The organism is Rhodococcus sp. Eu-32, assembly GCF_003336925.1.
Classification (GTDB): Bacteria; Actinomycetota; Actinomycetes; order Mycobacteriales; family Mycobacteriaceae; genus Rhodococcoides; species Rhodococcoides kyotonensis_B.
Genome location: NZ_QGNK01000001.1, coordinates 106,580 through 120,608 on the forward strand (window position 1 = coordinate 106,580; position 14,029 = coordinate 120,608).

The 14,029-nt window shown below is 65.7% G+C and carries 12 protein-coding genes; 3 read left to right on the forward strand and 9 right to left on the reverse strand.

The window, feature by feature from the left end; translation table 11 throughout:
* From DK926_RS00565 to DK926_RS00575, 3 genes are read left to right on the forward strand one after another with little or no spacing between them, the layout of a single operon-like run.
* Nucleotides 1–696 (forward strand): alpha/beta hydrolase, encoded by a 696-nt coding sequence (locus tag DK926_RS00565; RefSeq protein ID WP_114327909.1) that lies wholly within the window; start codon nucleotides 1–3, stop codon nucleotides 694–696.
* On the forward strand, nucleotides 693–1,982 hold the full coding sequence (locus DK926_RS00570) for an NtaA/DmoA family FMN-dependent monooxygenase (protein WP_114327910.1): 1,290 nt from the start codon (nucleotides 693–695) through the stop codon (nucleotides 1,980–1,982). The genes DK926_RS00565 and DK926_RS00570 overlap by 4 nt, the downstream gene beginning before the upstream one ends.
* A 23-nt stretch (nucleotides 1,983–2,005) precedes the next feature.
* A complete protein-coding gene (locus DK926_RS00575; RefSeq protein ID WP_114327911.1) occupies nucleotides 2,006–3,580 on the forward strand; it encodes an ABC transporter substrate-binding protein in 1,575 nt (524 codons plus the stop codon).
* Between the two features lie 294 nt (nucleotides 3,581–3,874).
* Here DK926_RS00575 and DK926_RS00580 read toward each other — a convergent pair whose 3' ends face one another.
* Genes DK926_RS00580 through DK926_RS00620 form a run of 9 tightly spaced genes read right to left on the reverse strand, consistent with a single transcriptional unit; the run spans nucleotide 3,875 to nucleotide 13,932 of the window.
* A complete protein-coding gene (locus DK926_RS00580) occupies nucleotides 3,875–5,242 on the reverse strand; it encodes an FAD-linked oxidase C-terminal domain-containing protein (protein WP_114327912.1) in 1,368 nt (455 codons plus the stop codon).
* Entirely contained in the window at nucleotides 5,239–6,060 is an 822-nt protein-coding gene (locus DK926_RS00585) for a sulfurtransferase (RefSeq protein WP_114327913.1), read from the reverse strand. Before DK926_RS00585 ends, DK926_RS00580 begins: the two co-directional genes overlap by 4 nt.
* Nucleotides 6,057–6,734, reverse strand: a complete 678-nt coding sequence (locus tag DK926_RS00590) for a hypothetical protein (RefSeq protein WP_114327914.1) — start codon at nucleotides 6,732–6,734, stop codon at nucleotides 6,057–6,059. Before DK926_RS00590 ends, DK926_RS00585 begins: the two co-directional genes overlap by 4 nt.
* Nucleotides 6,731–8,323, reverse strand: a complete 1,593-nt coding sequence (locus DK926_RS00595) for an ABC transporter ATP-binding protein (RefSeq protein WP_114327915.1) — start codon at nucleotides 8,321–8,323, stop codon at nucleotides 6,731–6,733. Before DK926_RS00595 ends, DK926_RS00590 begins: the two co-directional genes overlap by 4 nt.
* Nucleotides 8,320–9,195: an ABC transporter permease gene (locus DK926_RS00600; protein WP_114327916.1), complete on the reverse strand. Its 876-nt coding sequence runs from the start codon at nucleotides 9,193–9,195 to the stop codon at nucleotides 8,320–8,322. The genes DK926_RS00595 and DK926_RS00600 overlap by 4 nt, the downstream gene beginning before the upstream one ends.
* Nucleotides 9,192–10,136, reverse strand: a complete 945-nt coding sequence (locus DK926_RS00605; RefSeq protein WP_114327917.1) for an ABC transporter permease — start codon at nucleotides 10,134–10,136, stop codon at nucleotides 9,192–9,194. The genes DK926_RS00600 and DK926_RS00605 overlap by 4 nt, the downstream gene beginning before the upstream one ends.
* Nucleotide 10,137: 1 nt before the next feature.
* Nucleotides 10,138–11,754 carry an ABC transporter substrate-binding protein gene (locus DK926_RS00610; protein ID WP_114327918.1) on the reverse strand — a complete coding sequence of 539 codons (1,617 nt, stop codon included), beginning with the start codon at nucleotides 11,752–11,754 and terminating at the stop codon, nucleotides 10,138–10,140.
* 31 nt (nucleotides 11,755–11,785) lie between these two features.
* On the reverse strand, nucleotides 11,786–12,856 hold the full coding sequence (locus DK926_RS00615) for a 2-dehydropantoate 2-reductase N-terminal domain-containing protein (protein WP_114327919.1): 1,071 nt from the start codon (nucleotides 12,854–12,856) through the stop codon (nucleotides 11,786–11,788).
* A complete protein-coding gene (locus DK926_RS00620; RefSeq protein ID WP_114327920.1) occupies nucleotides 12,853–13,932 on the reverse strand; it encodes an LLM class flavin-dependent oxidoreductase in 1,080 nt (359 codons plus the stop codon). The genes DK926_RS00615 and DK926_RS00620 overlap by 4 nt, the downstream gene beginning before the upstream one ends.
* Nucleotides 13,933–14,029 lie beyond the last annotated feature (97 nt).

The window sequence follows — 14,029 nt, forward strand, 5'->3', positions numbered from 1 at the left end:
ATGGCGGGCATCAACGTACGTGAGTGGGGGTCGGGGGACCGGGCTGCGGTTCTGATCCACGGTCTCGGGAACTCGTCGACGTCATGGTGGGAGGTCGGGCCCGAATTCGCCGAACGGGGCTTCCACGTGTACGCCGTCGACCTACCTGGTCACGGTGCCAGTGCACCGGCATCGGAGTACACGGTGCAGGCACTCGTCGATGCCGTGGTGTCCGCCGTTCCGTCGAAACCTGCCGTGGCGGTGGGTCATTCGTTGGGTGGTCTCGTGCTCGCGCATGCCGTCACGACCCTGCAGCCGGGTCATGCGGTGTACGTGGACCCGGCGTTTCGTGTGTCTGCCGATCAGGCGATCGTCGGCTCGTTCCGCGCGCAGAAGGACTGGACGCTGTCGGACGTCGAGACGGCCTTCCCGCGGTGGAGCTCACGCAGTCACGAACTGAAGCTCGAGGCGCTTCGGCAATGGGATCCCGCGATCCTGGATGCGCTCGCGACGCTCCCCGCCGCGGATGTCTCGACTGCTGCCGTGCCGTCGACTCTCGTGCTGGCAGACCCCAGCGCGCTGATTCCGCCGCATCGAGCAGCCGAACTCGAGGTCGCAGGCTTCGAGGTTCGCGTCGTACCGGGTACCGGGCACGTTGTGCATCTCGACGACCGCGACGGTTTCCTGGCTGCGATCAAGGACGTGATCGCGCGGTGACCAGAGCGTTCTCTGCCGGTCGCCGTCGCACGTTGAAGACGGTGACCGGTGTCAGCGGCGGTCAGGACATCTACGATCTGGCCGTCGATCCGACGCAGTCCACTCTGGCGACGTCGTTGGAGGTCGCAAAGATCGCCGAGGACAACAGGATCGACGCGTTGTTCGCCGCCGACCTCTTGAGCTTCGGTGCACAGGGTGCGATCGGTGCACAGGAACCGTTGATCTACCTGGCGGCGCTTGCTGCGGTGACGAAACACGTCGGACTGATCGCGACGGTGACCACGACGTTCCACCACCCATACAATCTGGCCCGGCTGTTCGGGACTCTCGACCACGTCAGCAACGGTCGAGCCGCGTGGAACGCGGTGACGTCGTCACTCGGTGAGGAGAACTACGGCGATCAGGATCTCCCGAGCCCGGAGGAGCGGTATGCCCGCGCCACCGAATCCCTCGAGGTTGTTCACGCGCTGTACGACAGCTGGAAACCCGGCGCTCTGACGCCGGGCCCGGACGGTGCCGTGCTCGACGCGTCGCTCGTGCAGCCGATCGACTACCGCGGGAAGTACTACACCGTGCAGGGGCCGCTCAACATTCCGTCGCTGCCGCAGGGACGGCCGGTACAGTTCCAGGCCGGTCAGTCCGCGGGAGGGATCGAACTCGGTGCTCGGTTCGCCGAAGTGGTCTTCACGTCGCTCGCGACGCTCGAAGATGCGGTCACGTACACGAAAACTATTCGTTCTCGCGCAGCAGAATTGGGTCGCGGGGAAGAGCTCCCGCTTATCTTCTCGTCGTTCCATGCCACCTACGGCGCTTCCGAGGCGGAGGTGCGACAACTGGTGAAGGAGCGGGAGGAGTCGACCGACTTCGACGCCGGGCGCGCTCGGCTCGCCGACATGCTCGGCGGGGAGATCGATCTGTCGGAACTGCCACTGGACAAGCCGATTCCGGTCCATCTGCTGCCCGACCCGAAGACCGTGAATCGCCGACGCGGCCGCGTCGAGATCTTCGGCAAGCTCGCTGCGGAAGGAAAGACGCTGCGCGAGTTGATCATCGCGTCGAAGGACACCGGTCACTGGGCCGAGGCGGGCACGCCCGATCAGCTTGCCGACGCGATCGAGCAGCGCTACGACGCCGGCGTTCTCGACGTCATCTCGATCGGCGGCCTCGCAGATCCGCGGACTCGGGACTTTGCACTGAACGGGTTGCTACCTGAGCTGCGGCGTCGAGGCATCGTCGGAAAAGATTATGTAGGAAGCACATTCAGAGAGAATCTCGAACTGGTCTGAGGACGTTCGACAGGGGGACGAGCATGCGTAGGTGGGTTCCGGTGGCGCTGGCGGCTGCCGTGACGACGGTCGTGTCGGCGTGCGGAGGCGCGAACGTATCGCAGGCCGACGGTGGTGAGCCGCAGGCCGGTGGCACGCTGAGGTACGCGTTGTCGCAGGCACCGACGTGCTCGGATCCTGCGCAGTCCGGGACCAATCAGACGATCTACGTGGCAAGACAGATCGTCGATTCGCTGACGGACCAGGATCCCGTGACCGGTGCGATCACGCCGTGGCTTGCTCGGGGTTGGAACGTGAACGACGACGCCACATCGTTCACGTTCGAGTTGAAGGACGGTGTCACGTTCAGCGATGGCACTCCTGTCGACGCCGAATCGGTCAAGGCGAACTTCGACTCGATCGTGAACACCCTCGGCGCGGCGAAAGCACAGCTCGGGGCCAGTTACCTCGCGGGCTATGTGGGTACGACGGTCGTCGACCCGCTGACCGCGCGCGTCGATTTCGATGCGCCGAACGCGCAGTTCCTGCAGGCGACGTCGACTCCACAACTGGGGCTGCAGGCCAAGGCGACCACCGACAAGCCTGCCGACCAGCGCTGCCTCGGGGACAACATCGGAAGCGGGCCGTTCGTGTACGCGTCGTATCAGCAGGATCGGGCGATCACCGTCGAGAAGCGATCCGGCTACGACTGGGGCTCGGAGGTGTTCTCGCACGACGGTGAGGCCTACCTCGACGCGATCGAGTTCACGATCGTGCCCGAGTCGGGTGTGCGGACCGGGAGTCTGGCGTCGGACCAGGTCGACGCGATTTCCGATGCGCTGCCTCAGGATGCCCCGCAGATCGAAGCGGCAGGCGGGCGGGTGCTGACGACGTCGAACCCTGGCACGCCGTTCGGGTTCACGCCGAACTTCGAACGACCGGTTCTGGGCGATCTAGAAGTACGGCGCGCATTGATCCCGGCGCTGAACCGTCAGGAACTCGTCGACACGGTTCTGGGTCCCGACTTCCGTCCCGCGACGAGCACGCTGGCGAGCAAGACACCGCAGTACGTCGCGCTGGATGAGGTCACGTACGAGCCCGAGCGTTCGCGTGAGATTCTCGACGCCGCCGGTTGGGTCGAGGGGCCGGACGGTGTTCGCGAAAAGGATGGACGGCGATTGTCGTTCTCGGTCACGTTCAGTGCTGTGTTCGCGGGCAATCAGGCTGTTCTGGAGTTGGTGCAACAGCAGCTGGCCGAGGTGGGGGTGGAGCTGGTTCTCGACCTGGTGTCCACGCCTGAGGCTTTGGCCCGTCAGGCCAGTGGAGATTACGACGCGACCTACGGCAACAGCACTCGTGCTGACGGGGACATCCTGCGGACGTCCTATGCGTTGGAGGGCCGCAACAACAATCGTCGCGGTCCGATCCCCGAACTGGACGATGTGCTGCAACGCCAGCTGACCACCACCGACGAGGCGGAGCGCAAGGCCATCCTGGCCGAGGCCCAGCAGTTGGTACTGGACAACGGTCTGCTGATCCCGACGATCGAGCTGTCACAGGCGATCGGCGCGGGCCCGAAGGTCCATGACCTCGAATTCGAGGCGTCGGCTCGACTGTAGTTCTTCGACACGTGGTTGGGGTAGTGATGCGGGGGTAAGAATCAGCGTGATTCGAAGGGTGTCGTCGACGCTGTCCCGGGGCTAGCTTGCTGGGTATGGCATGGCTGAAGAGGATTCTCGATTTGAGCTGGTTCGACGATCACGCCGAGTGCGGCGCGGGGTGTGCACGCGCCGCGGAGGATTTGTCCGTCCACGGCTGAGCCGACGGCAGTGGTCGCAATTCACTCCCCGTGTCGGAATTCGAACCCCTTGTAGAGGGTTCGAATTCCGAATAGGGGAGCAAATCGCGCCGATTCAGATTGCCTTACCTGGATTCAGGATCCCCAGAGGGTCGAACACGGCCTTGATGCCGCGCGACAGTTCGCCGACATCAGGTCCGGTCTCGTTGCCCAGCCACTGCTTCTTCAGGACGCCGACGCCGTGCTCGCCGGTAAGCGTTCCTCCCAGCCGAAGCGCGGTCTGGAATACCTCGCCCGCCGCCGCCCACACCGCGTCTCCGACTGAGTTGTTGTGCGGGACGACGAAGATCGGATGCAGATTGCCGTCGCCTGCGTGCGCCATCGTGGCCACATCGACGCCGTGTTCGCGGGCGATCCGTGCGGCTGCGTCGGCCATCTCGCCGATCTTCGACCTCGGGACCGCGACATCCTCGATCAGGACGCGTCCGCGGCGCTCCAACGCAGGCAGAGCGTTGCGTCGAATCTGCACCAGCGCGTCGGCCTCGCCCGGGTCGACACTGCGGGACACCGACTGAGCCAGCGGATTCAGCACACGTTCGATGGCGTCGATCTCGTTCGCCGACCCCGGCCCGTCCGCCTGGACGAGCAGGAATGCGTCCCCCTGCCGGGACAGGTCGGTGCCCTCCGCGTCGTCGATCGCGCGAAGGCAGGCGGCGTCGAGCAGCTCGCACACCGACGGCTGCACGCCCGACGCCGTGATAGCCGATGCCGCAGCGGCCGCCGAGCCGACGGTGTCGAAGAACGCCACGACCGTGTCCGTCGATGCAGGCGCGGGACGCAAGCGCAGTGTCGCTTCGGTGACGACGCCCAGTGTGCCCTCGGAACCGACGATCAGCGACGTGAGGTCGTATCCGGCAACACCTTTCACCGTGCGGCCGCCGGTGCGTACGACGCGGCCGTCGGCGAGCACGACTTCGAGGCCCAGCACGGAATCTTTCGTCACGCCGTACTTCGCGCAACGCAGGCCTCCTGCGTTGGTCGCGATGTTGCCGCCGATCGTCGAGATCGCGACGCTGCCCGGGTCCGGCGCGTACCGCAGACCGACCCGCGACGCAGCGGCGTCGACGTCGGCCGTCAGCACGCCGGCCTGAACGCGAGCCACTTGATCGACCTCGGACACCTCGGGGATTCGAGTCATCCGCTCCAGGCTCAGAATTACTTCGCCGTCACGAGCGACCGCGCCGCCGGACAGTCCGGTCCCTGCCCCGCGAGCAACGACAGGCATCTCGAACTGTGTTGCAACAGAAAGTAACCGAGAAACATCCTTGGTGGAGTCCGCAAACACCACTGCCGACGGCGAGCCCTCGGGCTCCCATCCGGATCGGTCGATGCTGTAGGCAGCCAAGGTCGTCGGATCCGTCACGGCGTTGGTTCCGAATGCACGGTCGAGTTCCGCCACGAAGTCCGTCACGGATGGTGTCATCGAGGTGAGGGGCCTGTCGCGACGGGCCTGTTCGGTTGATTCGACCACTGCGACCACGAACCCGGGTAGAGGGTTGCGTCGACACCGGCGATGGCCAGGGCGGCGATCTGATGCGCGGCAGTCACTCCCGAACCGCAGTAGACCGCCACATCCTCGCCTGCGAACGCGAATCGCTCACGCAACGCATCGGCAGCCAGGAATCGGCCGTCGGCATCGATATTGGCCCCGGTCGGTGCGCTGACAGCGCCGGGGATATGGCCGGCTTTCGGATCGATCGGTTCCGTCTCTCCCGAATACCTCTCGGGCGCACGGGCATCGAGCAATGTGCCGGAGTAGTTCTCGACGTCGTCGGCAGTCAGAGTGGGCAGGTGTCCGGCCGTCAGCTCGACGTCGCCGGGTGCGGGAATTTCGTCGCCCGGCGCGGTGTCGAAGCCGGCGGCGGTCCAGGCTGCGAGCCCGCCGTCGAGGAGGACGACGTCGGTCAGCCCCGCCCACTTCAGGAGCCACCACGCGCGTGCTGCAGCGAGGTTGCCGGAGTTGTCGTAGGCGACGACGCGTGAGTCCGCGCCGATACCCCAGCTCCGCGCGGCGTTCTGCAGGTCCGCGACGTCGGGAAGAGGATGACGGCCGTCCGACGGTTCGCCGTGCGACGCGAGCTCTGTGTCGAGGTCGACGAAGACGGCGCCCGGGATGTGTGCTTCGCGGTAGTGCCTGCGGCCCTCACTGTCGCCGAGTGACCACCTTACGTCGAGGAGAACAGGCGGATTATTGCCTGCCAGTTGTTCTTTCAGTTCGCTGACGTCGATCGCGACCGTCATTTCAGTACCTCTTCCGTGATTTGCTTCGCACCGCTCTTCAGTGTTTCGAGGAACACCACGACCGTAGCCGCGACGCTACGGTGGTTCAACGAGTTCAGTGGATCGTGCCTGCCCTGCTCGACGACGGCCAGCTGCAGATTCTTCGCAGCCGCGTACCGTTCCCGAGCCGCATCGAGTGGGCTCACCACGTCGTCGCGCCCGTGCAAGGCCAGCACCGGGATCGTGACGTCGAGAGTTGTCTGCTGCAGGTCGGCCGCGATGTGATCCGTCGTCAGCGCGCCGCGTTCGGACAGAGACGCGTCGTCGCGGAGTCTGCCCTGGGTGGTCGGGCAGCTGACTTTGGCGTCGACCTCGTCGTCCAACGTGACATCGTGGCCGGCAACGGGGACGCCGGCCAGAACGAGAGCGTCGACCGTTCCGTTCGCCAGCTGTACCGCCTGGAGTGCGCCGGTGTCGACGCCGACCAGCACGACAGGATGAACGATGTCCTCGTCGTTCACGAAAGCCGTTGCAACATCGATGGTGTCGGCGATTCGGACCCGGTACGCGTCGGCGGCGATGCGGGCGCCGAATCGCTCGTACAACGCGCCCGAGTCGCCGCGACCCGGCAGTACCACGAGAGTGCCACGGGGGCCTAGGCCTGCGGGTTCGTCGAACTGGGTCTGAAAAGTCACTGGGCGGTCGCTTCCTGTCGGTTGCTCGGAACGGATCCGAGCAGATCACGGGTGTAGTCGGTTGTGGGGTTGTCGAATACCGCTGCCGTGGAACCGGATTCGAGAACCTGGCCGCCGCGCATGACTGCGACGTCGTCGCAGATCTGCCGGACGACGGCGAGGTCGTGCGAAATGAAGAGATAAGCGATGTTTCGCTCGTTCTGCAGTCGCACGAGGAGTTCGAGAATCTGTGCTTGGACGCTGACGTCCAACGCGGAGACCGCCTCGTCGAGAATGACGAGCTTGGGGTCGAGAGCTAGTGCGCGGGCGATCGCGACGCGTTGCCGTTGACCGCCCGACAGCTCACGAGGCTTGCGCGCCAACAACTCCGGGTGCAACGCTACTTGGTCGGCGAGTTCGCGGGCGCGAGCCTTTCGATCGGCGGACGAACCTTCGCGGAACACCCGCAACGGTTCGGCGATGATCTGCTCGACGCGCATGCGGGGGTCGAGCGAGGTGAACGGATTTTGGTACACCATCGCGATGTCTTTACGTGCCGCGCGCAGTGCTGCCCCACGCAGCGTCGAGATGTCCACGCCGGCGACGACGACGCGACCGCTGTCCGGCTTCTCCACGCCCACGACGATGCGAGCCGTCGTGGACTTGCCGGATCCGGATTCGCCCAGCAGTCCGAGTGTGCGGCCGCGGTCCAGGGTGACCGACACGTCCGCGACCGCGGTGACGGCGCCGAACGAACGGGTTACGTTCTCGACCGTCAGCAGAGTGTCGGTGGCGGGCCGCCGGGGTTCGACCAGCGGATGCGTGCTGAGGCTGGGAGCCTTCGACACCAGCATGCGGGTGTAGTCGTCGGTCGGGTTGTCGAGAACATCCTGTGCGCGTGAGACTTCGACGATACGGCCGCCCTGCATGACGACGACCCGGTCCGCGCGTTCGACGGCGAGTGCCAGGTCGTGCGTGATCAGCACCGTGGCCAGGTTGCGCTCCGCAGCCAGGCTCGCGACGTGGTCGAGGACGCGTCGGCTCACGGTCGCGTCGAGTGCGCTCGTCGGTTCGTCGGCGATCAGCAGGTCTGCGCCGCCGATGAGGGCGATCGCGATGAGGACGCGTTGGCGCATGCCGCCGGACAGTTCGTGCGGGAATTGGCGCGCACGCACGTAGGGTCGGTCGATGCCCACCTTGTCGAGCAGATCGATGGCCGACGCGGCCGCCGTCCTCTTGTCGGCGAGCTTATGCAAGACCAGCGACTCGGCGACCTGGTTGCCGATCCGCATCGTCGGGTCCAGCGAGCTACCCGGATCCTGCGGTACGTAGCCGATTCCCCTGCCGCGCAAACCGCGTCGCTCGCGCTCGGACATCGCGGTGATCGACCGGCCGCGGTAGAGCACCTCGCCCGCTGTGATGCGCGCGTTCGATGCGAGCATTCCAAGCACGGCCGACGCCGTCGTCGATTTGCCCGAGCCGGATTCGCCGACGATCGCGACCGTCTCTCCCTCGTCGACGGCGAACGAGACGTCCGAGACCGCGGGTTGCCAGACACCACGAGACTTGTATTCGACGCTCAGTGAGCGCACGTCGAGAAGCGGGGTCATCGGTCTCCCTTCGATGCCGCGTCGAGTGCGCGCGACAGACGGTTCGTCGACAGCACGACCGCGGCGATGACGGCACTGGGGATCACGACGATCCACCATGCCGTGGACAGGTAGTCGCGTCCTTCGGCGACGATCTTGCCCCACTCCGGCGTCGGAGGTGGCTCGCCGTAGCCGAGGAAACTCAACGCCGACACTGCCAGTACTGCGCTGCCGAGTTCGAGCGTCGACAACACGAGCGCCGGTCCGATGCTGTTCGGCAGGACGTGCCTACCGAGAACCCACACGGGACGTCCGCCGGACAGCCTGGAGGCTTCGACGTAAGGAGATGTGCGTACCCTCGCAGCCTCCCCGCGGGTGATTCGTGCGAACGATGCGACGCTGGCGAATCCGACGGCGACGGCAACGTTCATGATGCCGAAACCGAGGCTCGCGACGATCGCGAGCGCGAGCAGAAGCGTCGGGATTGCGAGGAGGACGTCGACGACGCGCATGACGACGTCGTCGACCCAGCCGCCGAGGTAACCGGCGGTGATGCCGAGGATCGACCCGACGCCGAAGGCGATCGACACTGCAACGACCGTCGCCTTCAGCGACAGTTCGGATCCATAGATCACACGGGTGTAGACGTCGCGGCCGAGGTGGTCGGTGCCGAACCAGTGTGCGGCGCTCGGACCTTGCAGCTTGTCGGTGATCTCGCCGACGTTGGGGAGCTGGCTGGTGAACAGCTGAGGGAAGAACGCCGCGACGACGGCGGCCAGCGCGATCAGCAGAGCGACGACGACGGTCGGCCGGGTCCACTGCGACCGCGACCGCGACTTCGGCGTCGCGACTGTCGATCCGACGAGCACCTCGTCTGCCACACCGGCGGTCATCGGGACATCCTGGTGAACACGACGCGACGGTCGAGGACGGGGCCGAGGAGATCGACGACGAGATTGATGACGACGAACGTCGCCGCGGACAACAGCACCACTGCTTGCACCACGGGCAGGTCCTGACCGGTCACGGCGTCGACCGTCAAGCGGCCGATGCCTTCACGAGAGAAAACGGTTTCGACGACGACCGTGCCTGCGAGCAATCCGCCGCCGATGACCCCGGCCATGCTGAGGGTGGGGCCGATTGCGTTGCGGATCGCGTGGTGGAAGTGAATGCGGGCTGGGCCTGCACCGATACCGCGCGCGGTGTCGATGTAGCCCTGACGCAGTACGTCGTCGAGGCTTTTCGCGAACACCTGCGTGACGATCGCGATGACGGGAAGCGACAACGTGATCGCCGGCAATACGAGCGAATCCCACGTCTTGTTACCGCCCGACGGCACGAGCCGCCACTGGAACGACACCACCTGGATCAGGATGAGGCCGACAGCGAACGTCGGAATCGAGATACCGAGCGGCGGTAACGCGAGGAGGGCCTCACGCCACCGCTCGCTGGGCAGGTGGGAGGCGATGCTGCCGAGCACGAGCCCGACAGCGACGCCGACCACCAACGCGATACCCGACAGCAGAAGCGTCTGCGGGAGCGCGGACGCGATCAGCGACGTCACCGTCGCGCCGCTGTCGAGCGAACGGCCGAGATCTCCGGTCACCGTCTTCCACAGCTGGTCGAGGTACTGCAGGACCGCAGGGCGGTCGTAGCCGTACTCGGCCCTGATCTCGGCGATCTGCTCGGGCGACAACGAGTTGTCGCCGCCTGCAGTCAGTTTGATCGAGATCGCGTCACTGGGAAGAAAGTAGAGCAGGAAGAACGACAGGGTGAACGCTCCCCACAGCACCAGGACGGCCTGGAGCAGTCGTTTCCGTACGTAACCGGCCATGTCAGCTGCTCGCGACCCAGGTGTCGTACAGGTTGAGTCGTGACGACGCCTCGAATGCGAAGCCGCCGACGCGGTCCGACAGCGTCATCACTCCGGCCAGTTCGAACAGCGGGATGCCGTAGGCCTGGTCGATGAGCTCCTGATCCGCTTCGGTCACGGTCTGCTTGCGCGAATCCTGATTAGGGTCGCCGAATTGCGCGTTCAACAGTGCGTCGACGGGGCGCGGTTCGGGTGCGCGTCCGACGTTCTGCGCCGACTGTCCGAGGATCGAGCGCATCGCGTCGGGCTCGCTGCGGTGGAACGGGGTGTACCAGAGGTCGTAGTCGCCGGTGGTTTGCGTCGCGGTCAACTCTCCGGCGTCGAGCGGACGGATCTGCAGGTCGATGCCGATCTCGGCAAGTTGCGATTGCACGAGTTCCATTGCGGGAGCCGACTGGCGCGACGCCAACTGGAACGGCGCGACGATGGTCAGGCGTTGACCGTCCTTGACGCGGATACCGTCGGCGCCCAGGGACCAACCCGACTGTTCCAGAATGGATTTCGTGCCTTCCGGGTCGTAGGCGACGCCGTCGACAGGCTCGAACAGAGGGGTAACCGACGTAATGAGACCCTCGGGAACCTTGTCGTACTCGGTCATGACGCCGGAGACAATCTCCTCGCGGTCGATGCCTTGCAGAACTGCCTTGCGAACGTTGATGTCCTGCATCAGCGGGCGTTGCAGGTTTGGGATCAGCGTGACACCGAGGCCGGGGTAGGGGCGGCCGACGACGTAGAAACCGTTGTCCTCGAACGTCGGAACGTTCTCCGTCAGCGGGATCGTGTCGATGTCGAGTTCGCCCGAACGGAGCTGGCCGGAGCGGACGCTCGCCTCGGGAACGACGCGGAAGTTGATGGTGTCGAGGTGCGCTTCGCCGGTGTGTTCACGCAGATCCGAGCCCCAGTTGTATCCGGAACGCTTGGACAACACGACTTCCTGCTGTGCGTTGAACGACGAGATGTCGAACGGGCCGAGACCCGCCAGGTTGCCCTGGCAGCGATCGCCGGGTGCGACCTCGAGAGTCGCGGGGGACAGGATGCCGAGCGTGACCGTCGACGCGCCTTGCAGGAATTGGATGTTGGGTGCAGAGAAGGTTACCTCGACGGTGTCCTCGTCGACTACGGTGCTGCCCGCGTACCCGGCAAGGTAGTTGTTCGCGAGCGGCGAGATTGCAGGGCCGTCGGCGACGATGCTGTCGAAGTTCGCCTTGACGACCTCGGGCGTCAGAGGGGTTCCGTCGCTGAACGTGATGTCGGGCTTCAAGTCGAACGTGAACGCGGTGGCGTCGTCGTTGATCGTCCATGCCGACGCGAGCCACGGCGAGAAGTCGCCGGTCTCCGGATCTTGGTCGATGAGGCTGTCGGTGATGTTGCGCGCGACGAAGATCGTGACGTTGGTGGCGTTCTGGTGCGGGTCGAGGCATGCGATGGACGAGTTGAGTCCGACGTTCAACTCGCCGCCCGTCTGGGCTTCACCCTCGGCTGCAGTGGTGCCGGTGCCACTACAAGCGGCGAGTGCGATCGAGAGAGCAGGAATCGCAGCGAACGCGGACGCGCGGCGTCGCGACATTCTGGGGGTCATCGGGGGTGCCTTTCGAGTGCGGGTCGAACGATCAGTGGGTAGGTGGGAGTGGAGCCTGCGGGAACGACCCGGTGGCTGGGAGTGGAGCCTGCAGGAACGAGTTGCTCAGTGCGGGCAGGACGTCGGCGAGGCGGCGGGAACCGGGAGCGTCGCCGCCCGAGATCAGTTGTCCGAGCGCGGCCTGCAGTTGGTCGTTGGCCGGGGTCGGGATGCCGTGCAAGCGGCCGAGGAGGGAGATCTCGCCGTTGAGATAATCGGTTTCGACGGAGCCGGAACCGCGTGCGACGCTCTGCCATGTCGACTTGTGCGCGGAACTCTGTCCGGGCAGTGGCGCGATCTGGAGCTGCGTGCGGTCGTTGGTGGACTCGGTCGACGGATCGGCGCGGGTGAGTCCGGCTGCGTCGAGCGCAGCGAACGCTTCGCGCTCCAGGACTGCCTGTGCCTGTTTCACCTCGTCGTCGGTTGCCTCGAAGAGGTCGACGGCATTGAGCAGGTTGGTGATGAGTTTGGTTGTCTTCCATCGCATCACGTCGGGCACGACCTGGGTCGGGAACCCGGCGCGTGTCAGATCGGATGCGATTTCGCTCGCGAGCTCGTCGGTGCCCGTCGGATACCGGCCTACCCATACGAGGCCGACGGCCGGTGTTCCGGCTGCGATGACGGTTCCCGGTTCGACGTGGGTGCCGGGGATCCAGATCGACACACCGTACACGGTGGCGAAGCGGCGCAATGCGATTCGCTCGGTGTCGATACCGTTCTGGAAGGTGAGGATCGGAAGCGTATGTGCTGCAATACCGTTCGTTCCGGTTTCGCTGCCGATCGGTCGCCAGGCCCAGTCGGTGATCGCACGTTCGGCTTGCTGAGCCTTGACTGCGAGGACGAGGACGTCGTCCGGGCGTAAGGCCACGTCGTCAGGCCCTGCGACGACGTTCAGGTGCAGGGTCTTCTCGCCGGCGGGTCGGATGTACCGCAGGCCGTCGGACGATAGTTTGTGGTAGCTCTCGCCGCGGGCGACGAGGACGTAGTCGATACCGGCAGCGTCGAATTGTGCTGCGAGAGAGGCCCCGACCGCGCCTCCGCCGATCACGATGTAACGCGTCACGCGGCACGCTCGCGGCTGGCAAGCTCCTGGCGGACGATCGGGAGGACGTAACGGCCGTAGTCGATGGCGTCGTTGAGGTTGTCGTAGCCACGGATGGAGATGAGTTCGGCGCCGAGGTCGATGTAATCGAGGATCGCAGCGGCGACGGTCTCCGGCGTTCCGACGAGGGCCGTCGAGGCGCCGCGGCCACCGGTCGCGGTGGCGACGGGCGTCCACAGAGCACGGTCGTGCAGTTCGCCGCGTGCCGCGATGTCGAGGAGGCGCTGGGATCCGACGTTCTGCACGCCGCCGTCGGCGGCAACCGCTGCGGCGGAACCATTTCCGTCGAGCTTCGCGAGTGTGCGGTGGGCTCGCTCCCACGCGAGTTCCTCGGTGGGAGCGATGATCGGTCGGAACGTCACCCAGATGCGGGGTCGGTCGGTGCGGCCGGCGAGGCGTGCCTGCTCGAAGACGGCGTCCATCTGCTGCTTCGTCTCCGCGAGAGGCTCGCCCCACAGGCCGAAGATGTCGCCGAGCGCACCGCCGACGCGGTACGCGTCCTCCGACGAGCCGCCTACCGAAACCGGGATGGTCCCGGCCAGCGGACGGATCTCGGAGTGAAAGTTCTCGAAGCTGTAGTGGGTGCCTGCGTGATCGAACGGCTTTTCCGACGCCCACGCGCGTCGCATGATCTCGATGTATTCGGCCGACCGCTCGTAGCGTGCCACCTTGTCCAGGCGGTCACCCTCACGTGCCTGTTCGATGGTGTTGCCGCCCGAGATGATGTGCACGGTGGCCCGGCCGCCGCTCAATTGGTCGAGCGTGGCGAGCGCTTTCGCGGCGACGGTGGGGTACATCGTGTTCGGGCGCAGGGCGACGATCGGCCGCACGCGCTCGGTGTGCTGGCTGACCGCCGCGGCGACGCTGAACGGGTCCCATCCCGATGAGCCGTACGGCAGCAGGGTGTAGTCGAACCCTGCGTCGTCGAGCGCGCGTGCGTAGCGGACGAGGAACTTCGGGTCGATGCCCTTGCTCGACGTCGGGTTCAGTTCGGTCGAATCGTTGACGTAGCTGGCGCTGATGAATTCGACAGGCATGGCTGATCCTTCGGGGTGGGGGTGCATGAAGAGTGCTTCGCACGGGCGAAGCGGCGCGGAGGAGCGGAGTTCGACGGACCGGGAGTCGACGGCGTGC

Bases quoted from the DNA above. Each gene is read 5' to 3' on its own strand.
- DK926_RS00620 (WP_114327920.1), bottom strand. From the start codon at position 13,932: ATGCCTGTCGAATTCATCAGCGCCAGCTACGTCAACGATTCGACCGAA.
- DK926_RS00595 (WP_114327915.1), bottom strand. From the start codon at position 8,323: ATGACCCCGCTTCTCGACGTGCGCTCACTGAGCGTCGAATACAAGTCT.
- DK926_RS00575 (WP_114327911.1), top strand. From the start codon at position 2,006: ATGCGTAGGTGGGTTCCGGTGGCGCTGGCGGCTGCCGTGACGACGGTC.
- DK926_RS00585 (WP_114327913.1), bottom strand. From the start codon at position 6,060: ATGACGGTCGCGATCGACGTCAGCGAACTGAAAGAACAACTGGCAGGC.
- DK926_RS00605 (WP_114327917.1), bottom strand. From the start codon at position 10,136: ATGGCCGGTTACGTACGGAAACGACTGCTCCAGGCCGTCCTGGTGCTG.
- DK926_RS00600 (WP_114327916.1), bottom strand. From the start codon at position 9,195: ATGACCGCCGGTGTGGCAGACGAGGTGCTCGTCGGATCGACAGTCGCG.
- DK926_RS00610 (WP_114327918.1), bottom strand. From the start codon at position 11,754: ATGACCCCCAGAATGTCGCGACGCCGCGCGTCCGCGTTCGCTGCGATT.
- DK926_RS00580 (WP_114327912.1), bottom strand. From the start codon at position 5,242: ATGACACCATCCGTGACGGACTTCGTGGCGGAACTCGACCGTGCATTC.
- DK926_RS00565 (WP_114327909.1), top strand. From the start codon at position 1: ATGGCGGGCATCAACGTACGTGAGTGGGGGTCGGGGGACCGGGCTGCG.